At 62.0% G+C, this 25,783-nt stretch carries 24 protein-coding genes; 18 read left to right on the top strand and 6 right to left on the bottom strand.

Going from position 1 to position 25,783, the window contains the following annotated elements:
* The first annotated feature begins 192 nt into the window (after nucleotides 1-192).
* Complete coding sequence (locus ACIQWP_RS27480; RefSeq protein ID WP_402794380.1) at nucleotides 193-1,287, top strand: porin; 1,095 nt, start codon at nucleotides 193-195, stop codon at nucleotides 1,285-1,287.
* Between the two features lie 236 nt (nucleotides 1,288-1,523).
* On the opposite strand, the gene ACIQWP_RS27475 is transcribed toward ACIQWP_RS27480, so the two are convergent.
* Nucleotides 1,524-2,165, bottom strand: coding sequence for a TetR family transcriptional regulator (locus ACIQWP_RS27475; protein ID WP_402794378.1), 642 nt, complete (start codon nucleotides 2,163-2,165; stop codon nucleotides 1,524-1,526).
* 496 nt (nucleotides 2,166-2,661) lie between these two features.
* Here ACIQWP_RS27475 and ACIQWP_RS27470 point away from each other — a divergent pair, with 496 nt between their 5' ends.
* The 6 genes from ACIQWP_RS27470 to ACIQWP_RS27445 all read left to right on the top strand — a co-directional run bounded on the left by ACIQWP_RS27470 (nucleotide 2,662) and on the right by ACIQWP_RS27445 (nucleotide 8,144).
* A complete protein-coding gene (locus tag ACIQWP_RS27470) occupies nucleotides 2,662-3,498 on the top strand; it encodes an EF-hand domain-containing protein (protein WP_402794375.1) in 837 nt (278 codons plus the stop codon).
* Between the two features lie 312 nt (nucleotides 3,499-3,810).
* On the top strand, nucleotides 3,811-4,428 hold the full coding sequence (locus tag ACIQWP_RS27465; RefSeq protein ID WP_402794536.1) for an RNA polymerase sigma factor: 618 nt from the start codon (nucleotides 3,811-3,813) through the stop codon (nucleotides 4,426-4,428).
* Nucleotides 4,421-4,870, top strand: a complete 450-nt coding sequence (locus ACIQWP_RS27460) for a hypothetical protein (protein WP_402794372.1) — start codon at nucleotides 4,421-4,423, stop codon at nucleotides 4,868-4,870. Before ACIQWP_RS27465 ends, ACIQWP_RS27460 begins: the two co-directional genes overlap by 8 nt.
* Nucleotides 4,867-5,316, top strand: coding sequence for a periplasmic heavy metal sensor (locus ACIQWP_RS27455; protein ID WP_402794370.1), 450 nt, complete (start codon nucleotides 4,867-4,869; stop codon nucleotides 5,314-5,316). The genes ACIQWP_RS27460 and ACIQWP_RS27455 overlap by 4 nt, the downstream gene beginning before the upstream one ends.
* Before the next feature lie 75 nt (nucleotides 5,317-5,391).
* The gene (locus tag ACIQWP_RS27450; RefSeq protein ID WP_402794367.1) at nucleotides 5,392-6,921 is read left to right on the top strand and encodes a DUF1800 family protein; all 1,530 of its coding nucleotides are present in this window, start codon (nucleotides 5,392-5,394) and stop codon (nucleotides 6,919-6,921) included.
* Between the two features lie 2 nt (nucleotides 6,922-6,923).
* The gene (locus ACIQWP_RS27445) at nucleotides 6,924-8,144 is read left to right on the top strand and encodes a DUF1501 domain-containing protein (protein ID WP_402794364.1); all 1,221 of its coding nucleotides are present in this window, start codon (nucleotides 6,924-6,926) and stop codon (nucleotides 8,142-8,144) included.
* 22 nt (nucleotides 8,145-8,166) lie between these two features.
* Here ACIQWP_RS27445 and ACIQWP_RS27440 read toward each other — a convergent pair whose 3' ends face one another.
* Nucleotides 8,167-9,063, bottom strand: a complete 897-nt coding sequence (locus ACIQWP_RS27440) for a helix-turn-helix transcriptional regulator (protein WP_402794362.1) — start codon at nucleotides 9,061-9,063, stop codon at nucleotides 8,167-8,169.
* A 244-nt stretch (nucleotides 9,064-9,307) separates the two neighbouring features.
* On the opposite strand from ACIQWP_RS27440, the gene ACIQWP_RS27435 reads away from it, so the two are divergent.
* The 8 genes from ACIQWP_RS27435 (at nucleotide 9,308) to ACIQWP_RS27400 (ending at nucleotide 17,844) form a co-directional block, all read left to right on the top strand.
* Nucleotides 9,308-10,759, top strand: a complete 1,452-nt coding sequence (locus ACIQWP_RS27435) for an aldehyde dehydrogenase (protein WP_402794360.1) — start codon at nucleotides 9,308-9,310, stop codon at nucleotides 10,757-10,759.
* 78 nt (nucleotides 10,760-10,837) lie between these two features.
* Entirely contained in the window at nucleotides 10,838-12,151 is a 1,314-nt protein-coding gene (locus ACIQWP_RS27430) for an ABC transporter substrate-binding protein (protein WP_402794357.1), read from the top strand.
* Nucleotides 12,152-12,158: 7 nt separating this feature from the next.
* Entirely contained in the window at nucleotides 12,159-12,911 is a 753-nt protein-coding gene (locus ACIQWP_RS27425) for an ABC transporter ATP-binding protein (protein ID WP_402794354.1), read from the top strand.
* Complete coding sequence (locus tag ACIQWP_RS27420) at nucleotides 12,908-13,636, top strand: ABC transporter ATP-binding protein (protein WP_402794353.1); 729 nt, start codon at nucleotides 12,908-12,910, stop codon at nucleotides 13,634-13,636. Before ACIQWP_RS27425 ends, ACIQWP_RS27420 begins: the two co-directional genes overlap by 4 nt.
* On the top strand, nucleotides 13,633-14,529 hold the full coding sequence (locus ACIQWP_RS27415) for a branched-chain amino acid ABC transporter permease (protein WP_402794350.1): 897 nt from the start codon (nucleotides 13,633-13,635) through the stop codon (nucleotides 14,527-14,529). Before ACIQWP_RS27420 ends, ACIQWP_RS27415 begins: the two co-directional genes overlap by 4 nt.
* On the top strand, nucleotides 14,526-15,545 hold the full coding sequence (locus tag ACIQWP_RS27410; RefSeq protein WP_402794347.1) for a branched-chain amino acid ABC transporter permease: 1,020 nt from the start codon (nucleotides 14,526-14,528) through the stop codon (nucleotides 15,543-15,545). The genes ACIQWP_RS27415 and ACIQWP_RS27410 overlap by 4 nt, the downstream gene beginning before the upstream one ends.
* Before the next feature lie 41 nt (nucleotides 15,546-15,586).
* On the top strand, nucleotides 15,587-16,372 hold the full coding sequence (locus tag ACIQWP_RS27405; RefSeq protein WP_402794344.1) for a coniferyl-alcohol dehydrogenase: 786 nt from the start codon (nucleotides 15,587-15,589) through the stop codon (nucleotides 16,370-16,372).
* A gap of 26 nt (nucleotides 16,373-16,398) precedes the next feature.
* The gene (locus ACIQWP_RS27400; RefSeq protein ID WP_402794341.1) at nucleotides 16,399-17,844 is read left to right on the top strand and encodes an aldehyde dehydrogenase; all 1,446 of its coding nucleotides are present in this window, start codon (nucleotides 16,399-16,401) and stop codon (nucleotides 17,842-17,844) included.
* 125 nt (nucleotides 17,845-17,969) lie between these two features.
* On the opposite strand, the gene ACIQWP_RS27395 is transcribed toward ACIQWP_RS27400, so the two are convergent.
* Nucleotides 17,970-19,151 carry an MFS transporter gene (locus ACIQWP_RS27395; RefSeq protein WP_402794339.1) on the bottom strand — a complete coding sequence of 394 codons (1,182 nt, stop codon included), beginning with the start codon at nucleotides 19,149-19,151 and terminating at the stop codon, nucleotides 17,970-17,972.
* 188 nt (nucleotides 19,152-19,339) lie between these two features.
* Here ACIQWP_RS27395 and ACIQWP_RS27390 point away from each other — a divergent pair, with 188 nt between their 5' ends.
* Nucleotides 19,340-20,053, top strand: coding sequence for a FadR/GntR family transcriptional regulator (locus tag ACIQWP_RS27390; protein ID WP_402794335.1), 714 nt, complete (start codon nucleotides 19,340-19,342; stop codon nucleotides 20,051-20,053).
* Here the strand turns inward: ACIQWP_RS27390 and ACIQWP_RS27385 are convergent.
* Nucleotides 20,025-21,452: an aspartate ammonia-lyase gene (locus ACIQWP_RS27385; protein WP_402794333.1), complete on the bottom strand. Its 1,428-nt coding sequence runs from the start codon at nucleotides 21,450-21,452 to the stop codon at nucleotides 20,025-20,027. The genes ACIQWP_RS27390 and ACIQWP_RS27385 overlap by 29 nt on opposite strands.
* Before the next feature lie 275 nt (nucleotides 21,453-21,727).
* On the opposite strand from ACIQWP_RS27385, the gene ACIQWP_RS27380 reads away from it, so the two are divergent.
* Nucleotides 21,728-23,179 carry an amino acid permease gene (locus tag ACIQWP_RS27380; protein ID WP_402794330.1) on the top strand — a complete coding sequence of 484 codons (1,452 nt, stop codon included), beginning with the start codon at nucleotides 21,728-21,730 and terminating at the stop codon, nucleotides 23,177-23,179.
* Nucleotides 23,176-24,138 (top strand): asparaginase, encoded by a 963-nt coding sequence (locus ACIQWP_RS27375; protein WP_402794327.1) that lies wholly within the window; start codon nucleotides 23,176-23,178, stop codon nucleotides 24,136-24,138. The genes ACIQWP_RS27380 and ACIQWP_RS27375 overlap by 4 nt, the downstream gene beginning before the upstream one ends.
* A gap of 71 nt (nucleotides 24,139-24,209) precedes the next feature.
* On the opposite strand, the gene ACIQWP_RS27370 is transcribed toward ACIQWP_RS27375, so the two are convergent.
* Both ACIQWP_RS27370 and aceA read right to left on the bottom strand, forming a co-directional pair.
* Nucleotides 24,210-24,455, bottom strand: a complete 246-nt coding sequence (locus tag ACIQWP_RS27370) for a hypothetical protein (RefSeq protein ID WP_402794325.1) — start codon at nucleotides 24,453-24,455, stop codon at nucleotides 24,210-24,212.
* A 26-nt stretch (nucleotides 24,456-24,481) separates the two neighbouring features.
* The gene (gene aceA / locus ACIQWP_RS27365; RefSeq protein ID WP_402794322.1) at nucleotides 24,482-25,771 is read right to left on the bottom strand and encodes an isocitrate lyase; all 1,290 of its coding nucleotides are present in this window, start codon (nucleotides 25,769-25,771) and stop codon (nucleotides 24,482-24,484) included.
* Nucleotides 25,772-25,783: the final 12 nt, after the last annotated feature.

Here is a 25,783-nt window from a genome sequence, read left to right as displayed (position 1 = left end):
CGGATCGGTAGAGGCATTTCAAGCCCTTTGCCGCGGGGGCAATCATGGAGGTTCGAGGGGACTCAAGCCAACATCAGGTGCGTATTTGCCGGGCTACCCGGTCGCGTTTAGAACGAAGCGATCTCTAAGGTGGTGCTCCAGTTGTGCGCTCGCGGTAGATTTGAAATGCATATTACAACCAGGAGTTTAATAATGAACATCAAGAGCCTTCTTCTCGGCTCCGCTGCTGCGCTGGCAGCAGTATCGGGTGCCCATGCAGCCGACGCAATCGTTGCCGCTGAGCCCGAGCCGCTGGAATACGTTCGCATCTGCGACGCATACGGTGCTGGCTACTTCTTCATTCCGGGCACGGAAACCTGCCTCAAGATTGGCGGTCGCGTCCGTTCTGAAGGCGAGTGGTACGACGCTTACAATCCGAACAGCAGGGTCGGTACGCTGTGGCACACCCGTGCTGAGCTGAGCGTCGACACCGCAACCGACACCGAATACGGTCCTCTGAAGACCAACACGGTTATCCGTTGGGACTGGAACGACGGCGGCTCGACCTCCACGAAGCTCCTGTTCGCCAACATCAGCCTCGGTGGTTTCACGGTCGGTAAGCTCGACTCGCAGTACAACCTGTATGTCGGCTACGCCGGCGACGTCATCAACGACGACGTGATCTATGACGGCCCGTACGAACTCAACCAGTTGACCTACAACTACGACGCCGGCAACGGCTTCACGGCTATGGTCTCGCTCGAAGACTCGAACTCCGCTTCCGACGGTTCGGCATCCTACGGTGCAAGCTGGTGGACGGACGACAAGTCCAACCACTACGCTCCTGATGTTGTCGCCGGTCTCGGCTTCAAGTCCGGCGCATGGGGCGTCAAGGTTGTCGGCGGTTACGACTCGATCGTCGAAGAAGGTGCTGTCAAGGTTCGCGTCGACGCTGACTTCGGCGTGTTCTCGGCCTTCTTGATGGGCGGCTACAACACCGACGGCGACAAGCTCAACAAGTATGCCGGTACCAATCTCGATCGTTCGGCTTGCCCCGTTAACGACCCGTCGAAGTGCGGCTGGGGTGACTGGGCTGTTTGGGGCGGCGGTAGCGTTCCGATCAACGACAAGCTGAAGTGGAACATCCAGCTCGCCTACACCGACTCCAAGATCTTCGCCGCTACGACGAACCTCACCTGGAATCCGGTTAAGAACCTGACGCTCCGTCCGGAAGTTTCCTACACCAACTTCGATTCTGTGAACCAGGATCAGTGGGCTGGTATCATGCGCTTCGAGCGTAGCTTCTAATAGAGAATTACCCGGCCTCGCGTCGGGTAAGAGGAGCCCGACGTTCCAATCCGTCGGGCTTCTTTCATCGATCGGTTGACCTCCGATCAAAATAAAGGACCTGGCTTTCCCTCCGGGTCCTTTTTTTATTCCAGGCTTTTGGGGATCTGTTCTGCGTTTGGCAGAGACGTCGAAGCGTTCTCGTCATTCCCAGATCATTCCGAAGGGAAAACCGCTGCGCGCCTTTCCCGGAATCGTCAGACGGCCGTAATCGCCAGCTCCTGCGCCTGGGCCAGGGGAAACCACGTCTTCAGCACCATCTTGATGAACATCTGTCCGCAAGGGACCAGCTCGAAATTGCCCCGGTCGAGCGTCCATTCGGTGATCAGGCCGCCGATGACTGCCGTCAGTGCGGAGGCGGCCGTATCCGGCGTCCAGGGCGCCGGAAGTTTCGTCTTTTCATCCATCAGCGTGAATATGCGTTCGAAGTTCTCGTGCATGTCGTGCCGGAACGAGCTTGCACGGCTGGTGGTGCCGTCACAAAACGCCATGTCGAGGTGCATCATCACCTTCAGCATGCTGCGCTTGCGCGGATCACCGTGAACGTCGTCGAATATCGCTGCTATCGTATCGGCGATGAGATCGAGCGGATTGGGCGGCAGCTCCTTGGACATCCGCTCCGCCAATTCCTGAAACGGCTCTTGGGCCTCGTCGCGAATCGCGAACATCAGCCCCTGCTTGTTCTTGAAATGCCAGTGCACTGCTCCCCGCGTGACACCGGCGGCTGCGGCTATCTCCTCCAGGCTAACATTCTCGTAGCCCCTGTCGAGAAACAGAGCCTTTGCAGACTGCAAAATCTCGCTCCTCGTTTCTGCCGCCTCCTCCTTAGTTCGCCTCATTCACCTCTCCACAGAAACCGATTTCCAAGCTGAGCCCCTCTTCTTTTATTCTTGTTCCATCAATGCCGCCCGGTGCCGGAGCCAATATACCAGCAGCGCTCAACAAAGTGGCGGAATTTATATATTCCCTAAAAATTGGGGAAGGAAATCGCAACAGAATGTATTCGTCAAGCGCCTATAAGCCACGCGCAAGTTTCCTCGTGCAATTTCCCCATGTTGGGAAGTGAAAATCGAAAATGTGCAGATGCTGATATAGCCATGATGGCGACAAGTATTGGCGGGGCGATCCCGGGTTCGCTTGCTCTGGAAACGACGCATCGGTCAAGTTGGGGCGCAAGACGCGTTTGACCAGCGGCGTTCGCAAGTCCATCCGCTCATATCGATCATCGAAGTCGTGCTTTCGCCTTCATACGGCGGGGTCTGGCGTCGAACATGTTCAAGTCGCGTACGCATAAGCCATCCGAGTTCCTCTCAACGCTCGTATCTGGAGGCCCCAATGACGAGCATATCCTCGATCTCATCGAGCAACTACTATCAATATCTGACATCGCGTTCGACAGCGTCGACGGCAGATGATTCCATTGCATCCTTGCTGTCCGATAGCTCCTCAGGTAATTCGTCGGGCAGTTCTTCCGGCACGAGTTCCTCATCGTCCTCTTCGGACGATCAGTCTCTGATCGCTTCGGCGGAGCAGCTGGTCGCGCAGCTGATGAATATGATTCTCAATCTGCAGGCCGGCACCGGCAGCGATAGCTCCACATCGGATTCGAATAGCAACTCCAGCGGTTCGACGTCGAGCACTCAGCAGGCTTCCGCAACCGGCAGCCAGGATAGCAGCCAAAGCAATATGATCAGCGCCATGGACACCAATGGCGATGGCAATATCAGCGAAGCGGAATTTGTGGCCGCGCGCCCATCGGACGTCAGCGAAACTCAGGCGCAGCAATTGTTCCAGAGCTTCGACACGAACAACACCGGCTCGCTCACCGAGGCGCAGCTCGGGAAAGCCATGGAGGCAGGGCATCACGGCCATCACGCGCAGGCTGGCGGGCAGATGAGCGATGACCAGCTGTCCACCGCATTCTCCTCCATGGATACGGACGGCGACGGCAGCGTCAGCGAATCCGAATTCGTCGCTGCCCGTCCATCCGACGTCAGCGCAGATCAGGCAACGTCGCTGTTCAAGAGCCTCGATACCTCCGGTTCCGGATCGTTGACGCAGAGCCAGTTCGAGCAGGCCATGAAGGCACAGCAGTCGCAGATGCCGAATTTCGGAAGTTTCTATTCGACCAATGAGCAGGATCTGACGACGAGCGATCTGCTGACGCTCTGATCGAGCGGAAGCTTTCGCATCCGACCATGCGAAGTGCCGGCAAACCCGGGCAGGGGAGGTTGAAACCTCTGCCTCCGGGTGAGCCGGCTCTTCTGTGTTTGCCTGGTGGGTGGTCCTTGGCGGCTTGAAAAGAAAATTCGAAAGCCCGCGACGTGAAAGCGACGGAATTCTCCCGGCATACCGTTCAATTGATGTGAACCTGTGTTTGATGTCGAAGGATGATACGCTGACCGAGATGCTGCGATCCGATTGGCCGTGCTTGCCGGAGTTGACGTCCAGGCGGGACTTGCCGGCCGGAAGGTCGAAGCCGGCGTGCCATGCCGGTATCGCGGGAAACGGAAACGGTGGCGATTGTCGATGAAGTGGGATCGCACGCCCAGGAGTGGCGACCCGGATGAGGATCTGCTCGGTCGTATCGCTGCGGGCGACGTTTCGGCGATGCGTATGATGATAGCCCGGCAGTTGCCGCGCATCATTGCCGTTGCGACCCGTATGCTTGGCGATGCGACCGAGGCCGAGGATGTGGCGCAGGAAACGTTCCTGCGCGTCTGGCGGAATGCCGGCGGCTGGCGCCAGCGCAATGCCCGCTTCAGTACCTGGGTGCATCGCGTAGCGATCAATCTTTGCTACGATCGGCTGCGGCGGCGCAAGGACGTTCTTGCCGAGCAGCCGCCCGATATCGAATATGAGGGGCCGGCGCCGGATGCGGGTCTGATGAGCGACGACGATCCGTCCAGGCGTGTGGAGCGGGCCATGCAGATGATTGCGCCCCGGCAGCGCGAGGCGATCGTCCTGGTTTACTATCAGGCGCTGTCGAATGCCGAGGCTGCCGAGGTCATGGACGTCAGTGTCGACGCACTGGAAAGCCTGCTTGCGCGTGGAAGGCGTTCCCTGCAGGTGCTTTTGTTGAAGGAACAGGGCGATGGTTGAGAGTATCGCGGGTCGGATGAATGCTGAGCGCTTCGAAGCGCTGACCGCTGCCTATGGCGGCGATATCGGCCGGTGGCCGCAGGCCGAACGCGCGGCCGCGCGGGAGTTCGCCAAGGGCCCAGCCGCCATCGAGACGCTTGCGCGCGCCACCGATCTGGATGCACTGCTCGACACCTATGTCGTGAAATCTCGCCACGCCGATCTCGAGAACCGAATTCTCGCAAGGCTCGTTCGCCGCCTGACGATACGAAACTGGTTCCGCTTCGGCTCCGCCGGTATCGGCCTCGTGGGTGTCGGCATAGCCGGCGCGCTTGCTGGCAGCATTGCCATCGCCGTGCTGGCTCCGAGCTTGACATCCGATACCTCGGTCGTCTCCGACGGAACCGCAACCATGTTCGGCGATATCGGACCGGACGCGGGCATAGTGCAGGACAGCCAATGACGGATCGCAGCTTTCGAATAGTGGTCATTTCTCTGCTGGTGCTGAACACGTTTCTGATCGGTGCGTTGGCGGGGGGCGGGCTCACATGGATACGCAAGACCCAGGCGCCGGCCGGAATGATGCCGCTCGCCGGCGAGCAGCTGCCTTCGTCCCAGAAGAAGGCGCTGCGCGCGGCGCTCAACGACGCGCGCAAGGATGAGCGCCAGAGCATTCTCGAGGCGCAGCAGGCCAAGGTCGACGCTGCCTCCATCCTGGGGCAGCCGACGCTCGACAAGGCGGCGCTTTCGGCCGCCCTGGCAAGGGCGCGCGATGCCGATATCGCCCTCAGGGCGAAGCTGGAGCAGCGCGCTGTCGATTTCGCGGCAACGCTCTCTTACGACGAGCGTCGGGTGCTCGCGGAAAGCCTGATCCGCCGCAGCATGCCAAGGGCCGCTGCCATAAAATGATCACACTTGCCGAGCGACGGATCGAAACCATGCCTGCGTTAAAGGGACATATCTGATGCAGGAGTTGGCAAGACCATGGCCCAGCAGTCCAATGATATCTATGCCGCGCTTGCCCTTTCCCGCTTTGGGCTAGGGGCAGACCATAATGGCACCACCTCGATCGCTTCCGATCCGCGCGGTGCCTTGCTGGAAGAAATCACCGAGCGCTTCGTGCCCGTCCCGGTCGGGCCACAGCTTCAATCGACCGCCGATCTTCTCGTGTCCCTTTACGCATTCCAGGACGAGCGCAAGGAGGCGAGACAACAGGCCGCCACGGCTGTCGCCGCCATACCGCAGGACAAGCCGAAGCAAGGGCCGCAACAGCCGCAGCAGCCTCCCAGCGCCATGACAGGACAGCCGAACAATCAAGCCATGGCGGCCCAGCCGAATAATCAGACAATGGCAGCGGCGATCGGCAAGGCGGTCGAGAAGCTGGAAAAGCCCCAGATGCCCTATCTTCCGCAGCAGGTTCTGCTGGCCGAAGTAGACGCGCGTTTCAACGGCACCATACGGCAGCCGTTGATCGGATTCGGCGAGCGGCTCGCCATGTTCTGGGCAAACCATTTCTCGGTCGCGATTTCGAAGAGCGAGGAAGTTCACATTGTTGCCGGTGCCTTCGAGCGCGAAGCCATCCGGCCGCATGTCTTCGGGCGTTTCGCCGACATGCTGCTAGCTGTCGAGACCCATCCGGCCATGCTCGGCTATCTCGACAATCAACAGTCGATCGGGCCGAACTCCAAGGCCAATGCCAACAAGAAGCGCGGGCTCAACGAGAACCTCGCCCGCGAGACGCTGGAACTCCACACGCTTGGTGTCAATGGCGGCTATACGCAGACCGACGTGACGACGCTTGCCAAGATCATCACCGGCTGGACGGTGGCGCGCGCCGAAGGCAAGCTCGGGACACCCGGCACCTTCGTCTTCAACGCGGGCGCTCACGAGCCCGGCGACCAGACCCTGCTCGGCCTCACTTACGCCGACAACGGCGTGGGGCAGGGACGGGAAGCGCTGCACGATCTCGCCCGCCAACCGGCGACAGCGCAGCATATCGCCACCAAGCTCGTCCGGCATTTCGTTGCCGATACCCCACCAGCGGCGCTTGTGCAGACCGTCGCTGCGACCTTCAGTAAGACCGACGGCGATCTTTCCGCTGTCTATCGGGCGCTCGTCGGTTCCGAAGACGCCTGGAACCCGACGCTGTCGAAGGTTCGCTCGCCGCTGGAATTCATGAGCGCACTTTTGCGGGCGAGCGGTGAGACGCCGAAGCCGAATGTGATTCTCGGCGCATTGACCGCTATGGGCCAACCGTTCTGGGCGCCTGCCGGCCCCAACGGCTTTGCCGACACCGTCGATGCCTGGGCCTCCAGCGAGAGCCTCAGCATGCGCATGGATGTCGCCAATATGATCGCCAATGGAGTACCGCCCCAGGTCGATCCGCGCCGCTTCGTTTCCGACAGCCTTGGGCCGCTTCTCTCGAAGGAAACGCTGCAGGCGGTATCGCGTGCGGAGACCCGCAATCAAGGCCTGACGATCGCTTATCTTTCCCCCGAATTTCAAAGGCGCTGACCATGACCTGCGAACTCATGACCCCCACCCGTCGTGCCGTGCTTGGTGCCTCCGGCGCCCTGTTCGCCTGGGCCTTCATCCCGCGTTTTGCCCACGCCGCCGGCGGGCGCGATCCGCGCTTCATCACGATCATTTTGCGCGGCGCGCTCGATGGATTGACGGCGGTTCCGCCCGTCGGCGATCCCGATTATGCGACGCTACGGCAGGCAATTGCCATGACCACAAGTGGCCCCAGCGCCGCTCTTCCTCTCGACAGCTTCTTTGCGCTGCATCCGTCGATGCCGAATTTCAACAAGCTCTATCGGGCGGGGCAGGCCGCCGTGGTGCATGCCAGCGCGACGCCCTATCGCGACCGGTCGCATTTCGACGGGCAGGATGTGCTGGAGTCTGGCTACGAAATGCCTGGACGCGTCGATTCCGGCTGGCTGAACCGGATGCTCGAGGGCTTGCCGAAGGGCGACAAGGTTGCGCCCGGCGCATCGGAGATCCGTGGATTGTCCGTCGGCGCCAATGCGCCGCTGGTCATTCGCGGCAAGGCGCCGGTGCTCGGCTGGTCGCCGTCCAACCTGCAGCCGGTCAGCGATGACCTGCCGCCGCGGCTGATGGATCTCTATAGCCACACCGATCCCTTGTTCGCGAAAATTCTCGCCGAGGGGATTTCGACCGGCAAGATCGCCGCCGGCCTCGACGTCAAGGCAAGGGGCGGACCTGGCGATCCCACGGGCATGGAGCAGATGGCGAGAGGCGCCGCGCGCCTCCTGGCGCAGGATGATGGCCCTCGCGTCGCAGCGCTTGCCTTCGAAGGATGGGATACCCATGCCGGCGAGGTGGATCGGCTCAACAAGCTTCTTGTCGGGCTGGACAATTCCCTTGCCGCGTTCCAGCAGGAGCTTGGCCCGGCCTGGAAAGACACCGCGATCTTCGTTGCGACCGAATTCGGCCGCACCGCACAGGTCAATGGTACGCAAGGCACTGACCATGGCACTGGTACCACAGCTTTCCTCGCAGGCGGCGCGATCAAGGGCGGCCGGGTGATTGCCGATTGGCCGGGTCTCAAGCAGGCGCAGTTGCGCGACGGCCGCGATCTTGCAGCCACCACGGATCTGCGCGCCGTCGTCAAGGGCATCGCGGTCGATCTGCTTGGAGCGTCGCCGGTCGCACTGACGCGCGATGTCTTCCCGGGATCGGATCACGTCCTGCCGATGAAGGGGCTGATTGTCTGAGCTGTGCTTCGGTTGCCCGACATCACGGCCAATCGGCATAGCCTGAGGAAAGCGTGCTTTCCGCGACGTTGCTCCGGCGGGCTACGTCGCGATAGGCGGCCGGCGAAAAGCCGGTTTTCTTCTTGAAGAAGTGGCTGAAATAGGTGGGGTCGCGAAAGCCGAGCCCGTCTGAAATTTCCTGGACCGTTCGTGCCGAGCGCTCCAATCGCAACTTGGCCTCCTGTACCACCCGTTCATGCAGCAAATGCACAGGGGAGCGGCCGAGCGCGCCGCGGCAGATCGCATGCAGGCGATCGGTGGTCACACCGAGTTCGCGCGCGTAGTCTGTCATTGGCCGATGGTGCCGAAACCAGGCTTCCACCAATTGCCGGTATCTTTGCAGGATCGATGCACTGCCGCCGCGTCCGCGCTGCTCTGCGGTCTCGGCGCCGCCGGCTCGCCAAAGCGCCATCAGGGTCAGCCGCATATAGGCCGAAATCGCCATCCATGAGGCGCGTGATGGGTCGCCGAGTTCGCGAACGAAGCCGGTGACGAGCGGTTGCAGCTCGTTGACGGCATCGATATTCGGCTCGGCCATGAACCACGGTTGTTCGCTGAAAATTCTGAGCGCGTAGGATTCCGCCCGGTCGCCGATCGCGTCGACCATAATCTGCGGCGAGGCGCCGATGATGAAGCCGGCGGCACCGGCCGCCATGTGCAGTTCGCAGCGCAATTGAGGTGGTAGAGAAGCTATGGTTGGCCCACGCAAGGATCTGTGGTCTTCACCCTCGGGAACCAGTGTTGCCGCTCCCGTCTGCAGCAGGAAGAGGTGATGGAATTGGGCATAGACGCCCTTCTGGAAACGGATCGTGCGAGGCGCCAGAGAGGGCTCGCGCCACTCTCCCCGTGCATGAAGATGGATGCCGCTGTCGGAAACCACCGCGTCCTCCTTCGCATGGCATGACGAAAACGTGTCATGATTGCCAGATAATTGCAATATTAACCCAGAAAATTGCATTCAAAGCGCACAACAACCACGTAATCTCTTCTCATGAGCCTTTGGGAGGAGGTCTCCGCACAAAGATATGGTCTCGCAAGGCTGCAATCCCGGCCGCGTTTGACCGTGCGCGCTTTCTCTCATTCAGATCACTGCAGGCATAGCCTGCCAAGAGCGGAAGATCGCCATGTTCGTGGCAAAACTGCTGATCGATAATGAAGCGCTGGATGCGTCCGATGCCGCAAGCTTTGAAAGCCTCGATCCGGCAACCGGCGATATCGCGACGATCGCTCCGGCCGCTTCGGTGGCAGACGCTGCTCGCGCCGCCTGTGCCGCGGCAGCCGCCTTTCCTCTGTGGTCGCAGACTGGACCCAGCGAGCGGCGAGCACTCCTGAACAGGGCCGCGGATATTCTGACCGCCCGCATGGCAGATTTTGTCGAAGCTATGGTCGGTGAAACCGGGGCGACGGCACTCTGGGCGGGGATCAATTGCACTCTCGGCGCCGATATGCTGCGCGAGGCGGCCGCCATGACGACGCAGGTCGCCGGCGAGATTATTCCTTCCAGCGAACCGGGCAGCCTTGCCATGGCGCTGCGCCAGCCGGCCGGAGTCTGTCTCGGGATCGCGCCTTGGAATGCGCCGATCATCCTTGGCGTGCGCGCCATCGCCATGCCGCTTGCCTGCGGCAATACCGTCATTCTGAAGGCATCCGAACTCTGCCCCAAAACTCATAGCTTGATCGGTGATGTGCTGCGCGAGGCGGGCTTCCCGCCGGGTGTGCTCAACGTCATCACCAATGCGCCGAAGGATGCAGCTGTGATCGTCGAGGCCTTGATTGCACATCCGGCGGTGCGCCGGATCAATTTCACCGGCTCGACGCGTGTCGGGCGCCTCATTGCCGAAGCGTCAGCGCGACATCTCAAACGGTGCCTGCTGGAGCTTGGCGGCAAGGCGCCGTTCATCGTGCTTGCCGATGCGGATATCGACGAGGCCGTTCGTGCCGCCGCCTTCGGTGCGTTCATGAACCAGGGTCAGATCTGCATGTCGACGGAGCGGATCATCCTCATGGAAGAGATCGCCGATGAATTCGTCCAGAAGTTCAGGGCGAGGGCCGAGACGCTTGTCGCCGGCAATCCGCGCGACGGCAACACACCGCTCGGGACGATGATTACGGCTGAAGCCGCACGGCGTGTTCGCACGCTGGTCGAGGATGCCTCGCAGAAGGGCGCCGTCGTCGTCTGCGGCGGTCAGGCGCGCGGCACGCAGATCGACGCCACGATCATCGATCACGTGACGCCGGCAATGCGGATCTATCGCGAGGAAAGTTTTGGGCCGCTCGCGGCGATCATCCGGGTCGACAGCATCGACGAGGCGGTCACCGTCGCCAACGACAATGAATATGGCCTGTCATCGGCCGTGTTCAGCCGCGACATCAACCAGGCGCTTTCGGTTGCAAGACGCATCGAGACGGGCATTTGCCACATTAACGAGGCAACCGTCGCCGACGAGCCGCAAATGCCGTTCGGCGGCGTCAAGTCGAGCGGCTACGGCCGCTTCGGCGGCAAGGCGGCGATCGATGAGTTCACCGAGCTGCGCTGGATCACGCTTGCCTCGGGCAAACGAGAATATCCGATCTGAGCCTTCCAAGGCGCCTGATTGGCAAGGGACTGAGACATGCGGAGTAAGAGGGCTCCGACAACAAGGGAGGATTATTTCATGACAGGTAGTTTCAACAGGCCGATATTGAACGCTGGATTGACGCGGCGTGGGTTCATGGCCGCAACGGCGGCTGGTACGGCCACACTTGCCTTGGGCGGACGGTCGGCCTTTGCTGCGGACGATACGCTGAAGGTCGGGTTTATCAGCCCGCGTACAGGCCCGCTTGGCGGCTTCGGCGAGACGGATGGCTACGTCCTGGAGCTGGCGCGCAAGGCGCTGGCTGCCGGACTGCAGGCGGGCGGCAAGACATGGAAGGTGGAGATTCTCGACCGCGACACGCAGTCCGATCCGTCGCGCGCCGGCCAACTGGCAAAGGACCTGATCAACAATCAGGCCATCGACCTGATGCTGGTGGTCTCGACGCCCGAGACGATCAATCCGGTCGCCGATGCCTGCGAGGCAGCAGGCGTGCCCTGCCTGTCGACCGTCATGCCGTGGGAGGCCTGGTATTTCGGCCGTGGGGCCAAGCCCGGCGCGCCGTCGCCGTTCAAGTGGACCTATCATTTCGGCTTCGGTGTCGGCGAATTCCTCAAGACCTATATTTCGCAATGGAACCTGATCGAGACCAACAAGAAGGTCGGTGTCATGTATCCGAACGATGCCGATGGCAACGCGATCCGCGCCAATCTGGCACCGGCGCTTGCCAAGGCCGGCTTCACCATCGTCGATCCCGGCGCCTATGAGACGGGCACCACCGATTTCTCCTCGCAGATCGCGCTTTTCCGGCAGGAGGGCGTGGAGATTTTCAACAGCTTCCCGATCCCGCCGGATTTCGCGGCCTTTTGGCGGCAGGCGGCGCAGCAGGGCCTCACCCAGCAGATCAAGATCTGCCAGGTCGCCAAGACCGGCCTCTTCCCGTCCGATATCGAGGCGCTGGGCGACCTCGGAATGAACATCGCCAGCGCCGCCTATTGGCACAAGGCCTTCCCGTACAAGTCATCGCTGACGGGTATCTCCGGCAATGATTTGGCCGATGGCTATGAGGCGGCGAGCGGCAAGCAGTGGACGCAGCAGCTCGGCGCCAGCCTGTCGCTGCTCGATGCCGGCTTCGATGCGCTGAAGGCCGCCGTCGACGTCAAAAACAAGGCGGCCGTCGCCAAGGCGATGAGCACGCTGAAGACCACGACGATCGCCGGCAAGGTGGACTTTACCAGCGGTCCCGTCGCTAACGTTTCTCCGGGGCCGATCATCGGTACGCAATGGGTGAAGGCCCCGGCCGGCTCAAAATTTGCGCTCGATTATGTCGTGACCGAGCACGTCACCGATCAGAACGTGCCCGTCGGCGCCAAACTCATCGCTTACAACGGATAACGGCATCGTGCAGGGCAAAGAGCAACAGCGGCCGGAACGGGATTTCCTGGCGGCCAAGGGCATCCACAAGCGCTTCGGGGCGCTTGTGGTTCTGGACAACCTCGACTTCTCGATGGGCGATGGCGATGCCGTCGGCATCGTCGGTCCGAACGGTGCCGGCAAGACGACGTTTCTGAGCGTGCTCGCCGGTGCATTCCAGCCAAATGCCGGGACCATCACCTTCGGCGGACAGAACGTCACGGCGCTGACGGCAGCCGACCGTTGTCGCTCCGGGCTGGTGAGAACGCATCAGATCCCAAAACCCTTCAGCGGCATGACGACCTTCGAGAACGTCTTCGTCGCCGCCTCGCACAGCAAGACATCCAGCCGCGACGAGGCCTATGAGCGCGTGGTCGATTCCCTGCGGCTCTGCGGTATGCTCGGCGTTGCCAATCGCCATGCCGATACGCTCGGCCTGCTTGACCGCAAGCGCCTGGAGCTTGCCCGGGCGCTTGCGACCGGACCCCGGCTGCTGCTGCTCGACGAGATCGGCGGCGGGCTGACCGACGGCGAGGCGAGCGAGCTGGTGGAAACCATTCTCGAATTGCGCCGCCGCGGCATCGGCATCGTCTGGATCGAACACATGGTCCATATCCTGCTTCAGGTGGTCGAACGGCTGATCTGCATGGATGCCGGCAAGATCATTGCCGACGGCGATCCGAAGGCGGTCATGAGCGATGCTGAAGTCGTGCGCGCCTATCTCGGAGGAGCGCCCGTATGAGCATTCTTTCCATTCGCAATCTCGATGTCCGCTACGGCCTGTTGCAGGCCGTGCGCGATGTCAGCTTTGATCTGGCCAAAGGCGAGGTGCTGGCACTTGTGGGAGCCAACGGCGCCGGCAAGACGACATTGCTGCGTTCCATTGCCGGCGCTCATCTTCCGGCGGGCGGCCAGATCCTGTTCGACGGCGAGAATGTTACCACCGTTCCCTCGCACAGACGCATCGCCAAGGGTGTCGCCCTGGTGCCGGAGGGGCGGCGATTGTTTTCGCAGATGACCGTTGAGGAAAATCTAATGCTCGGCAAAAGCGCCGGCCGCCGCGGCGAATGGACGGTCGAGCGGGTCTTCGACGCCTTTCCGAACCTGAAACCGCGCCGCCATGCCAAGACCGGACATCTCTCCGGCGGCGAACAGCAGGCGACGGCGATCGGCCGGGCGCTGATGAGCAATCCCGATATCCTGCTGCTCGATGAAGTATCCCTCGGCCTGTCGCCGCTGGTGGTCGACCGCGTCTATCAGCAGCTGCAAAGCCTGTTGTCATCGGGCACGACGATCGTTCTCGTCGAACAGGATCTGGCCCGCGCCATGGGCGTCGCCAGCCGCGTCATCTGCATGCTCGAAGGGCGCATCGTGCTCGACAGGCCGGCCAATGGCGTAACGCGCGAGGAGGTCACCCAGGCCTATTTCGGGCTCAACCGGCAAGCAGCTGAAAGGAGCGCCTCATGATCAACACGCTCATTCAAGGCATCCTGCTCGGCGGCTATTACGCCGTCATCGCCTGCGGACTGTCCTTCATGTTCTCGGTCATGCGCATCATCAATCTCGCGCATGGCAGCCTTGCCGTCGTTGCCGCCTATGGCCTTTGGCTGCTCGCCGCCAAACTCGGCATTCCGCCCTTTGCCGGCCTTCTGATTGTATTGCCGGTCATGGCTGCGCTCGGCTGGCTGTTGCAGAGGTTCGTGCTGGAGCGCAGCGCGCGCGGCGGTACGCTGCTGCCGATCCTGACGACCTTCGGCCTGTCGATCGTCATCGACAATCTGCTGTTCGAACAGTTCGGCGCTGACACGCGCTCGCTGGCGCCGTTCATCGGCAACCTCTCCTACGCCTCCTGGCAGTTGCCGGGCCATATCTTCGTCGGCAAGCTTGCCGTGCTGATGATGGTGACCGCGATCGTCATCCTCGGTGGGCTCCAATTCTTCCTCAGCCGTTTCGCGCTCGGCCGTTCGATCCGCGCCACGGCGGAAGACCCGGATACGGCGGGGCTCGTCGGCATCGATGCCCGCAAGGTCAACGCGGTCGCGACCGCGATCACCATGGTCACGATCGGCATTGCCGGCGCGTTTCTGGCGATGCGGGCAACCTTCAATCCCTATTCGGGCGGGCCGCAATTGCTGTTTGCCTTCGAAGCGGCCGTCATCGGCGGCGCCGGCTCGCTCTGGGGAACCTTGCTTGGCGGCATCGTCCTTGGCCTTGCGCAATCGGTCGGTGCTCAGATCCATCCGCAGGGTTTCCTGATCGGCGGCCATGTCGCCTTCCTGCTCGTCCTCTTTGTGCGGCTCCAACGGTTCGGCGTGCCCGGGCTTGGCAGGGTCCGCGCGCTTCTTCGGAGCCCGTCATGACCGTGATCGCACCCGGAATATCCATCGAGCGCTGGACGGCATCATCGCGCCTGACACTGGCCGTCATGACAGTCGCAGCCATCTTGCTGGCTGTATCGCCCGCCTTCCTGGGCGCCGGTGCCATCGACCGGATGACGGCGCTGTTCATCTACGTGATCCTCGCCGCCATGTGGAATGCGCTCGCAGGCTTCGGCGGCCTCGTCTCCGTCGGCCAGCAGGTGTTCTTCGGTCTTGGTGCCTATTTCACCATCCGTCTCGCCGATGCCGGGCTTGATCCCTTCGTCTCGCTCTTCGTTGCTGCCATCATTACCGGCATCCTCTCCGTGCCGCTCTCTTGGTTCATGCTGCGGCTGAAGGGCGGGGAGTTTGCCATCGGCATGTGGGTGATCGCCGAGCTTGCCCACCTGCTCGTCAATCTTGACCGGCTCATCCAGGGGGAAACCGGCACCTCGCTCATCGCGCTCAACGCCTATGACAGCGGCACGCGGCGCGTCGTGATCTATTGGCTGGCGCTTGCCGCGATGATTGCCCTGCTCGGCGCTCTCTTTGCCCTCATGCGCAGCCGCGCCGGCGCCGCCATGCAGGCGATCCGCGACAACGAGGATGCGGCAACCTCCGTCGGCGTCAGGGTGGCCGCGACCAAGCGGCTGCTCTTCGTGCTCGCCGCCTTCGGTATCGCGGTTGCCGGTGGCCTCTGGCTGGCAACGGCCGTCACCTTTCAGCCGAAGACCTATTTCAGCGTGCAGTGGACCGCCTACATGATCTTCATGGTGCTCGTCGGCGGCATCGGCAAATTCGAGGGCGCGATCCTCGGCGCCCTGCTGTTCTTCGTCATCGAAACCGTCTTCGGCGGAACCGGCGTCTGGTATCTGGTCGGCCTCGGCGCAGTGGCGCTCCTCTTCTCCCTCTATCTGCCGCAGGGCCTTTGGGGCGCCATCGAGCGACGCTTCGATCTGCAACTGCTGCCCGTCGGCTACAAGCTCACGGTTTCCGAACTCTTCAAGGACAAACAATAGCGGCGGCACCTATCGTCGCATTTCATGAGAAAGGTGAAATCATGCTTTTCGGCAAGACCATCCTCGTCACCGGGGTCGCCTCGGGCATCGGCGCGCGCACCGCGGAACTTGCGGGACAAATGGGTGCGGATGTCATTGGCATCGACATGCGCGAACCGTCGTCTGGCATCAGCTCCTTCATCAAGGGAGATATCTCGACGGCCAGCGGCGTCGCAGACATCGTCCGGCAGCTGCCGAACCGCATCGATGCTCTGGCCAATGTCGCAGGACTTTCGGGAAGCACCGGCGTCGCAGCAACGCTCGCTGTCAATTTCTACGGCTTGCGCGCGCTTTCCGAAGCCGTCGCGCCTCGGTTGCGCGAGGGCGGGGCGATCGTCAATGTCGCCTCGATCGCCGGCTATGGCTGGCGCGCCAATCTGGAGCGGGCAAAGACACTGACGACAATCGAGGGCTTTCCCGACGTCGCTGCTCTCGTCAGCGAGCATGGGCTGAAGGACGAGGAGGGTTATCCCTTGTCCAAGGAGCTTCTGCTGCTCTGGACCATGCGGGCTGTACATCAGCCCCTCTTCAGAGATCGCGGAATTCGGGTCAATGCCGTCAGCCCAGGCCCCGTCGAAACGCCGATCCTCAAGCAGTTTCGCGCCGTGCTCGGCGACGCCCGCGTCGACAGCGACATCACGCGCGTCGGCAGGGCAGGTACCTCGGCCGATATCGCGCCGGCCATCCTGTTCTTGTGCTCGGACGGCGCGCGTTGGATCAATGGCGCCAATCTTCCCACCGATGGTGGGCTCGAAGCCTCCATCAATGCCGACGTGCTCGGCTTCTAGATTTCATCCGCATCAGGAGACAAGCGATGAATATTTCCCTTCTCATCAACGGCGCCGACAGGCCGGCCGCCAGCGGCCGAACCTATGACCGCCTGGACCCCTTTACCGAAAAGCTGGCAAGCCGGGCGCCGGCGGCTGGCCTTAAGGATGTGGCCGCCGCAATCGAAGCCGCATCCAGCGCCTTTCCGGCCTGGTCGAGCACCGGCCCCGGCCAGCGCCGTACGATCCTGGCAAAGGCGGCCGATATCATGGACGCCAAGGTCGGCGAGTTCACGACGCTGATGATGGAGGAGACGGGAGCGACCGCGCCCTGGGCCGGGTTCAATGTCATGCTTGCCGCCAATATCCTGCGCGAAGCCGCCGCCATGACGACGCAGATTGGCGGCGAGATCATTCCGTCCGACAAGCCCGGCACGCTGGCGATGGGCATCCGCCAGGCGGCCGGCGTTTGCCTCGCGATCGCGCCGTGGAATGCGCCTGTCATCCTGGCGACGCGCGCCGTTGCCATGCCGATCGCCTGCGGCAACACGGTGATCCTGAAAGCCTCCGAGCAGTGCCCCGGCACGCAGCGGCTGATCGCGACGGCGCTTGTGGAGGCCGGCCTGCCGGCAGGCGTCATCAACGTCATCACCAATGCGCCCGAGGATGCGCCGCAAATCGTCGAAGCGCTGATCTCCCATCCGGCGGTGCGGCGCGTCAACTTCACCGGCTCGACCAAGGTGGGCAAGATCATCGCCGAACTCAGCGGCAGGCATCTGAAGCCCGCTTTGCTGGAACTCGGCGGCAAGGCGCCGCTTGTCGTGCTTGAGGATGCAGATATCGACGGCGCCGTCAACGCAGCCATCTTTGGCGCCTTCATGCATCAGGGCCAGATCTGCATGTCGACCGAGCGCATCATCGTGCATCAGGCGATCGCCGACGCCTTCGTCGCCATGCTTGCGGCTCGCGCCAGCGCACTGCCGGCGGGAGATCCGCGTGGCCATGTGGTGCTAGGTTCGCTGATCAGCCGCGATGCCGCCAGGAAGATGGAAGAGCTGATCGCCGACGCGCAGGCGAAGGGTGCTAAACTGGTGGCCGGCGGCAAGCGCACGGGCACGGTGGTCGAGGCGACGCTGCTCGATTTCGTCACGGCGGATATGCGCGTCTACGCGGAAGAATCATTCGGGCCGGTGAAGCCGATCATCCGTGTCGCCGATGAAGACGAGGCGATACGTGTTGCCAACGATACCGAATACGGCCTCTCATCCGCCGTCTTCAGCCGCGATGTCCAGCGCGCGCTTGCCGTTGCCGGACGCATTCAGTCCGGTATTTGCCACATCAACGGCCCGACTTTGAATGATGAAGCCCAAATGCCGTTCGGCGGTGTCAAGGGCAGTGGCTACGGTCGCTTCGGCGGCAAGGCAGCGATTGCCGAATTCACTGATCTGAGATGGGTTACCATCGAAGATCCAGCGCAGCACTATCCATTCTGAGGACGGGAGGTGGCGGCCAATGTCTTGTTGGCCGCCTTCTCATTTTCTTTGAGTGGATGCCCCATTGCCCGCAACGGACCAGCAAACGACCAGCGCCCCGGCGCCAGAGCTGCGTACGGGCGAAATTACGTGAGAGCCGCATGCGGCGGGACGGTGCCGCTGCGCTTCTCGTTCGCTGCGGAGATCATGGCGACCACGCAGGCCAAAGCAAGCGCCACAGCACCAAGTACCGGCAAACTGCGATAGCCATACCCACCCTCAAGCAGAGCGGCACCGATGCTTGCCGCGATCGCAATGCCGATATTGAACCCTGACGGGATGAGCGAGGAAGCGAGACTGGGTGCATCGGCGGTCCACATCAGGATGCGAGCCTGGATCGGGGTGCCGATAGCGAAATTAAGTGCGCCCCAGATGAAGATCGTCAGGCTCATCAGCAAGGGGTAGGGGCTCACCAGGTAAAGCGCGACGAGTATGGCCGCCTGAACAGCGAGCATGACGATCAGCGAGGGCATCAGCCTCCAGTCCGATAGCCGACCGCCAATGAAGACACCCAGTGTCGCCCCGACACCATTGAGCAGCAATATCCAGGGAATCAGCATGGCATCGAGGCCTGTCACCTCCCGCAGGAGCGGCGTGATGTAGGTGAAGGGCACCATTTGCCCGATCATCAGGGCGAGCATCATGATGAGGGACGTCCAGACCTGCTGACGGCCAAGAACGCGCACCTCGCGGCTGAAATGGCCGGATTGCCGAGCTTCTGCTTTCGTCGGCGGGATCAAGGCCCATATCGCGACCAATGCGAGGACGCCGACCAGAGTCATAGCCCAAAATGTCGTCCGCCATCCCCAAAGTCCGCCGATCGCCGCGCCGACAGGGACGCCGACAATATTCGAGACCGTCAAACCTGCGAGAATCACGGACACGGCGCGACCGCGAAACGCCTGCGGGACGAGGCTGACCGCCACCACCATGGCGATACCGAAATAGGCGCCATGGGCGATGGCGGTCGCAACACGGAAGATAAGCATCGCGGTGAAGTCGGGCGCAAGCGCACAAGCGATCTGCCCCAGGCAAAAGGCGATCGTAAGGGCGATGAGAATGGTACGACGCGAAACCTGTCGTGTCGCCATGGTCAGGAACGGGCCGCCGAGTGCAATTCCGAGCGCATAACCGGAAACCAGATAGCCGGCAAAGGGAATCGAGACACCCAGGCCCTCAGCCACATCCGGCAAAATACCTGCGATGACGAACTCGGTGGTGCCGAACGCAAACGCAGCCAGAAACAAGGCGAACAGAGGTAAGGGCAAGATCGACTCCCATATAAAGGAATAAGGATTTGTTTATATTGGGATGAAGGGGACATCAAGTGCGAGATATCGGCGGGAGTATTCTCCGCCTGAGGCTATCTTTCCCGGATCGCTTCAGGCCGGACGAACATGCGCCGCTTCCCGTTCGATCCTTGACAAGCGGAGAATGTTTGTGAAGTTTGGCTGCCATGAGTGAGGTGGCTGATTGGTTATCCTATACAAGTCCGATCAGTCGGAAAAACGCTGCCGAGGCAGTGTTTGAGGATATTCGTTCGGCAATTACATCGGGGCGGTTGGCGGTCGGGACGCGGCTGCCTGCCGAGTCGCAGCTTGCCGCGCGCTATGGTGTCAGCCGCCCGATTATCCGCGAAGCACTCCGCTCGCTTCAGACACTCGGCTTAACGCAGACCCGTACCGGCAGTGGCACCTATGTTGTCATGACGACGCCCGGACCGGAGCTGCGTTATGGCGGCTATTCCGCGCGCGATCTGATCGAGGCGCGTCCCTTCATCGAGGTTCCGGCGGCGGGCTGGGCGGCGCTGCGGCGCACGGAGCCGCAACTGGCAAGACTGCTTGCGCTTTGCGATGAAATGGATCTGGAGGAAGATCCCCTGAAATGGGTGACTCTGGACTCGGAATTCCACTCCATGATTGCCGCGTCCTCGGGAAATGCCGTCTTCGCCAAGATCGTCTCCGACGCCCGCGATGCCTTGATGCGGCAGTCGGAGCTGGTCAACATGATGGCGCAGCGCCGCGTGGCCTCGAATGTTGAGCACCGCCGCATCGTTGAGGCGATTGCGGCGGGATCGGAAGGGGAGGCCATCGCGGCGATGGAGGCCCATCTCGGTCAGGTGAAGCGTGTGGTGACCACGATCATCGGCGAGGATCAGCCACACCATTGAGAGGGACCGTCAGATTGGCGAGCCGCTCCGGCCGCAAGGCCTCGAACAGCTCTTCTGCGGTCAGATATTCGTGCTGAAGCACGATTTCCGGCACGGTACGACCTGTGGCTAGTGCCTCTCGGGCAACGGCGGTCGCCGCCTGGTAGCCGATCAATGGGTTGAGCGCCGTGGCAAGGCCGATCGATTCCTGTAGGCGCTGCGCCATGATGGCCGGATTGGCGGTGATGCCATCGACGCAGCGTTCGGCAAGGATATGGCAGGCTGCAGTCAGGTGCATGATGCTCTCCGACAGCGACCGCACGATGATCGGCTCGAAGGCGTTGAGCTGCAGCTGGCCGCCTTCCGCCGCCATCGTCACCGTGATGTCGTTACCGATTACCGAAAAGGCGACCTGGTTGACCATTTCCGGGATCACCGGATTGACCTTGCCGGGCATGATGCTCGATCCGGCCTGCATGGCGGGCAGGTTGATTTCGCCTATGCCGGCACGAGGCCCGGAAGAGAGAAGGCGCAGGTCGTTGCAGGTCTTCGACAGCTTGACGGCGATGCGCTTCAGCACGCCGGAGAGATGGACGAAGGCGCCGGGGTCCTGCGTTGCTTCGATGAGATCGCTTGCCGTGACCAGGGGACGGCCGGTCAGCCGGACTAGATGGGCGCAGGCAAGGGCGGCGTAGCCGACCGGCGCATTGAGGCCGGTGCCGATGGCGGTGGCGCCGAGGTTGATCTCATGCAGGAGGGCTGCCGATTCGATCAGACGGGATCGGTCTTCTCCGAGCATGACGGCAAAGGTCCTGAATTCCTGTCCAAGCGTCATCGGCACGGCGTCCTGCAGCTGCGTGCGGCCGACCTTCAAAATGCCGTCGAACTCCCTGGCCTTGCGCTCGAACGCGTCCCGTAGCGTCTCCATCGCCGCGGCCAGGCCGTCGATCGCCTCAATCAGCGCGACGTTGACGGCCGTCGGATAGGCGTCGTTGGTCGATTGGCTGAGGTTGACGTGATCGTTGGGATGAAGATGCGCATAGTCACCCCTGGCATGGCCGAGCAGTTCGAGCGCGCGGTTGGCGATGACCTCGTTGGCGTTCATGTTGGTGGAGGTTCCGGCACCGCCTTGAATGACGTCCACGACGAATTGTTCATGGAGCTCGCCGGCGCGGATTTCGCGGCAGGCCCGCACGATGGCATCGAGCCTCTCAGTGCTGAGCAGGCCGAGCTCGTGATTGGCAAGCGCGGCTGCTTCCTTGACGAAGGCAAGGCCGCGGATGAGATGCGTGTAGCGTCCGATCGGCGTGCCCGTGACCTGGAAATTCTCCACGGCTCTTGCCGTATGCACCCCCCAATAAACCTCGGCCGGAATATCCTTTTCGCCCAGCAGGTCATACTCGCTTCGCGTCCTGACCACATTATCCTCCCATGGTCGAAATGCAGTTAAATCTGTCAAGCTGTAAGACAGATTTTGAAATGTGTTATCCGCTGCGCGTTCCCGCGTCAATAAGCGCCGCCCGGCTTGACCTGCCGCCGCTCTGTGTCTAAGAGGGAAAATCTGTCAGACAGCATTACAGCATGACCGGCGACCGATAATGTCGATCGACGGCCTGATTAAGGCAAGCGGCATCCTGTCGGGTGCAAACGAGCACCCCGGACCCGTCCACGGACAAACGGCTCAAGGGAGGAGCAATGTCAGTCGAACCCATTCAGAATATCCCGGCGGATCGCCGGCCGCCTGATAATGAGGACCTTGGTTATCACAAGGCGCTGAAGCCGCGGCAGATCCAGATGATCGCCATCGGCGGCGCGATCGGCACCGGGCTTTTCCTCGGAGCAGGCGGCCGGCTCGCTGCAGCCGGTCCGGCTCTGATCTTCGTTTATGCGATCTGCGGCTTCTTCGCCTTTCTGGTGCTGCGCGCGCTTGGCGAATTGATCATGCATCGCCCGAGCTCCGGCTCGTTCGTCTCCTATGCCCGCGAGTTCTACGGCGAGAAGATGGCCTTTGCGGTCGGCTGGATGTACTGGCTGAACTGGGCCATGACCTCGGTTGCCGATGTGACGGCCGTTGCGCTCTACATGAACTTCTTCAAGCATTACGTTCCCTGGCTTGCCGGCATCGATCAGTGGGTGTTCGCGCTGATTGCGCTGATGGTCGTGCTGGTCATGAACCTTCTGTCGGTCAAGGTCTTCGGCGAGCTCGAATTCTGGTTCAGCCTCGTGAAGGTTCTGGCCCTCGTCAGCTTCCTTGCCATCGGTATCTACTTCGTTGTTTCCGGCACGCCTATTGCCGGCCATGCGCCGGGCTTCAGCATCATCAGCGACAGCGGCGGCTTCTTCCCCAATGGCATCTTGCCGGCCTTCGTCATCATACAAGGCGTGGTCTTTGCCTATGCGTCGATCGAGCTGATCGGCACGACCGCCGGCGAAACCGAAGATCCGCGCAAGGTCATGCCCGGTGCGATCCGCACGGTGGTCGCCCGCCTGCTGATCTTCTACGTCGGCTCGGTTCTGCTTCTGTCGCTGCTTTTGCCCTATACGGCTTACAAGTCCGGCGAGAGCCCCTTCGTCACCTTCTTCGGGCTGATCGGCATCAAGGGCGCCGATATCATCATGAACCTTGTGGTGCTGACGGCCGTATTGTCTTCGCTCAATGCCGGCCTCTACTCCACCGGCCGCATTCTGCATTCGATGGCTGTTTCCGGCTCGGCGCCGGCAGCGCTTTCCAAGATGAACAAGGCGGGTGTGCCCTATGTCGGCATCGCGGTGACCGCTGTCGTCACCGTCATTGGCGTGGCGCTGAATGCCGTCGTGCCGTCGGCCGCGTTCGAGATCGCGCTCAATATCTCGGCGCTCGGCATCATATCCGCCTGGGGCGTTATCGTGCTGTGCCAGCTGAAGCTCTGGAAGCTTGCAAAGCGCGGCGAGATGGCGCGTCCGGATTTCCGCATGTTCGGTGCGCCCTATACCGGTATCCTGACCCTCGTCTTCCTCTTCGCGGTGCTGGTGCTGATGGCGCTCGACTATCCCGTTGGTACCTGGACGATCGCGTCGCTCATCCTGATCGCGCCAGCGCTGGTCATCGGCTGGTATTTGCTGCGCGACCGTATCCACCGGTTGGCGGCCGAGCGGGGCCAGGCGTGACGACTGAAAGGATCAATCCGCTGGTGGCAGTCATTGCCACCGGCGGCACCATTGCAAGCGAACGCACCGACAGCGGCGCCAGCATCCCATCATTGACGGGAGAAAGCCTGCTGGCACTGCTTCCCGACATGCCCGTCGATCTCAGACCGATCGAGCTGATGGCAAGGGATTCTGCGAGCCTCACGCTCGCCGACATGCAGGAGATCAGCAACAAGGTCAGTGAATTGCTCGGCGATGCCGCCGTCGATGGCATCGTCATTCTGCATGGTACGGACGCGATGGAAGAGACGGCGCTGCTCGTTCATTTGCAACACGGGCTGAGCAAGCCAGTCGTGTTCACGGGTGCGCAATTCACCGCCGATCATCCCAAGGCCGATGGCCCTTCCAACTTGGCCGCCGCCGTTGCCGCCGCCATTGATCCGGGCAATGCAAGCCGCGGCGTGCTCGTCTGTTTCGGTGGCCGGTTGTTGCCGGCCTGGGGGCTCTACAAGCGGTCCTCGGATGTCACCGATGCCTTTAGGCAGTCGCGTCCGCTCGAGAATCCGCCAAGCCCGCGTCTTGCGGCAGCGCTCGACAACGTGCGCGTCGATGTGGTGGCGATCTATCCCGGATGTGACTCGGTGCATGTGGATGCCAGCCTCAGGGCTGGCGCCCACGGCGTTGTTCTCGCAGCTCTCGGCTCGGGCAATGCCAATCCGCGCCTGGTCGAAGCTGTCAGACGCTGTGCCGGCGTCGGCGTGCCCGTCGTGGTCTCCAGCCGCGTGCCGGATGGATTGCTGGTCTCCAGCTATGGCGGCGGCGGCGGCGGGCATGATCTTGCCGACGCCGGCGCGATTCATTCGTCTACGCTACGGCCGGGGCAGGCGAGAATCCTGCTGGCAGCTCTCGTCGCCTCCGGCGCCAGCGCTAGGGTCATCGAGCAGGCGTTTGCGGACTTCGCTGGCAGCCTCGCACCCTGATCGCGGGCCAAGCGAACGGGCCGGCCGTTGATGGACGGCACGGCCAGAAGTTTGGCTAGAGACTATGATCGTCAAGCCTGATGCGCGGCATTGGCGACAACGACGGGGATCAAAAGATCACCCCAGTTGCCGTTGCCGCCATGATGGCGGGCCGAACGGACGAGCTCGACGGAAACGCCGGCCTCGACCGCATTCATCACCGCCTGATTGAGACGATGCAACTCGTTGGCCAGCATGCGGATAACCGCCTGCTGATCGGTGTTCATGGTGAGAGACTGCTCCTCGGCTCTCTCGCGAACGCGTGCTATCGATGGCATTTCATTCTCCTCCTGTGATCTCGATGTCACTCTGCTGCTGGCTTGAATTGCGCATGCTCGGTCGATCCGTGCATGGCCGTGGTGGATGACTGGCCGCCGGTGATCGCCAGCGAGACCGCATCGAAATAGCCGGTGCCCACTTCGCGCTGATGCTTGGTGGCCGTGTAGCCATTGGCTTCGGTGGCGAATTCAGCCTCCTGCAATTCGGAATAGGCCGCCATCTGGCGGGCCTTGTAGCCGCGGGCAAGCTCGAACATGCCGAAGTTCAGCTGGTGGAAGCCGGCAAGCGTGATGAACTGGAATTTGTAGCCCATCGCGCCCAACTCGCGCTGAAACTTGGCAATCGTCGCGTCGTCCAGATTTTTCTTCCAGTTGAAGGACGGCGAGCAATTGTAAGCCAGCAGCTTGCCGGGGTGGACCCGATGCACGCCCTCGGCAAATTTACGCGCCTGTTCGAGATCCGGCTTTGACGTCTCGCACCAGATGAGGTCGCAATGCGGCGCATAGGCGACGGCCCGGGCGATGCAGGGATCGATGCCGTTCCTGACCTGGTAGAAGCCTTCGACCGTGCGGCCGGCATCGTAATCGACGAAGGGCTGGTCGCGCTCGTCGATATCCGATGTCAGAAGCTTGGCAGCCTCCGCGTCCGTACGCGCGACCACCAGTGTCGGTACGCCCATGACATCAGCTGCGAGACGCGCGGCATTGAGATTGCGGATATGGGCCGCCGTCGGGATCAGAACCTTGCCGCCGAGATGGCCGCACTTCTTCTCAGATGCCAGCTGGTCCTCGAAATGGACGCCTGCAGCACCCGCCTCGATATAGGCCTTCATGATTTCGAAGGCGTTGAGAGGGCCGCCGAAGCCTGCCTCGGCATCGGCAACGATCGGTGCAAACCATGTGTCGACGGAAAGCCCTTTGCCTTCGGCGGTCTCGATCTGGTCGGCGCGTTGCAGAGTGCGGTTGATGCGCTTGGCGAGCTCCGGCCCGGCGTTGGCGGGATAAAGGGACTGGTCGGGATACATGGCCGAGGCTGTATTGGCGTCCGCCGCGACCTGCCATCCGGAAAGATAGATCGCCTTCAGGCCGGCGCGGACCATCTGCATGGCCTGGTTGCCCGAGAGCGCACCGAGCGCATTGACGAAATCTTCCTCATGGATGAGCTGCCAGAGGCGGTTCGCACCCATCTCGGCCAGCGAATGCTGGATGGCGATCGATCCGCGCAGCCGCTCCACATCGTCTGCCGTGTAAGGCCGCTCGATACCATCGAAACGCCCTGCAGGCGCGCTTGGGACCAGTTTGTAAAAGTCTGTCATGCGATTCTCCCG

Source organism: Rhizobium sp. NPDC090279 (assembly GCF_044769665.1).
Taxonomy (GTDB): domain Bacteria; phylum Pseudomonadota; class Alphaproteobacteria; order Rhizobiales; family Rhizobiaceae; genus Rhizobium.
This window is presented reverse-complemented; position numbering and strand designations above follow the sequence as displayed.

What these genes read in the sequence shown, in the direction of transcription:
- ACIQWP_RS27480 (WP_402794380.1), top strand. Translation starts at nt 193, where the DNA reads ATGAACATCAAGAGCCTTCTTCTCGGCTCCGCTGCTGCGCTGGCAGCA.
- ACIQWP_RS27470 (WP_402794375.1), top strand. Translation starts at nt 2,662, where the DNA reads ATGACGAGCATATCCTCGATCTCATCGAGCAACTACTATCAATATCTG.
- ACIQWP_RS27460 (WP_402794372.1), top strand. Translation starts at nt 4,421, where the DNA reads ATGGTTGAGAGTATCGCGGGTCGGATGAATGCTGAGCGCTTCGAAGCG.
- ACIQWP_RS27370 (WP_402794325.1), bottom strand. Translation starts at nt 24,455, where the DNA reads ATGCCATCGATAGCACGCGTTCGCGAGAGAGCCGAGGAGCAGTCTCTC.
- ACIQWP_RS27445 (WP_402794364.1), top strand. Translation starts at nt 6,924, where the DNA reads ATGACCTGCGAACTCATGACCCCCACCCGTCGTGCCGTGCTTGGTGCC.
- ACIQWP_RS27455 (WP_402794370.1), top strand. Translation starts at nt 4,867, where the DNA reads ATGACGGATCGCAGCTTTCGAATAGTGGTCATTTCTCTGCTGGTGCTG.
- ACIQWP_RS27415 (WP_402794350.1), top strand. Translation starts at nt 13,633, where the DNA reads ATGATCAACACGCTCATTCAAGGCATCCTGCTCGGCGGCTATTACGCC.
- ACIQWP_RS27430 (WP_402794357.1), top strand. Translation starts at nt 10,838, where the DNA reads ATGACAGGTAGTTTCAACAGGCCGATATTGAACGCTGGATTGACGCGG.
- ACIQWP_RS27435 (WP_402794360.1), top strand. Translation starts at nt 9,308, where the DNA reads ATGTTCGTGGCAAAACTGCTGATCGATAATGAAGCGCTGGATGCGTCC.
- ACIQWP_RS27410 (WP_402794347.1), top strand. Translation starts at nt 14,526, where the DNA reads ATGACCGTGATCGCACCCGGAATATCCATCGAGCGCTGGACGGCATCA.
- ACIQWP_RS27390 (WP_402794335.1), top strand. Translation starts at nt 19,340, where the DNA reads ATGAGTGAGGTGGCTGATTGGTTATCCTATACAAGTCCGATCAGTCGG.
- ACIQWP_RS27405 (WP_402794344.1), top strand. Translation starts at nt 15,587, where the DNA reads ATGCTTTTCGGCAAGACCATCCTCGTCACCGGGGTCGCCTCGGGCATC.
- ACIQWP_RS27400 (WP_402794341.1), top strand. Translation starts at nt 16,399, where the DNA reads ATGAATATTTCCCTTCTCATCAACGGCGCCGACAGGCCGGCCGCCAGC.
- aceA (WP_402794322.1), bottom strand. Translation starts at nt 25,771, where the DNA reads ATGACAGACTTTTACAAACTGGTCCCAAGCGCGCCTGCAGGGCGTTTC.
- ACIQWP_RS27450 (WP_402794367.1), top strand. Translation starts at nt 5,392, where the DNA reads ATGGCCCAGCAGTCCAATGATATCTATGCCGCGCTTGCCCTTTCCCGC.
- ACIQWP_RS27420 (WP_402794353.1), top strand. Translation starts at nt 12,908, where the DNA reads ATGAGCATTCTTTCCATTCGCAATCTCGATGTCCGCTACGGCCTGTTG.
- ACIQWP_RS27380 (WP_402794330.1), top strand. Translation starts at nt 21,728, where the DNA reads ATGTCAGTCGAACCCATTCAGAATATCCCGGCGGATCGCCGGCCGCCT.
- ACIQWP_RS27475 (WP_402794378.1), bottom strand. Translation starts at nt 2,165, where the DNA reads ATGAGGCGAACTAAGGAGGAGGCGGCAGAAACGAGGAGCGAGATTTTG.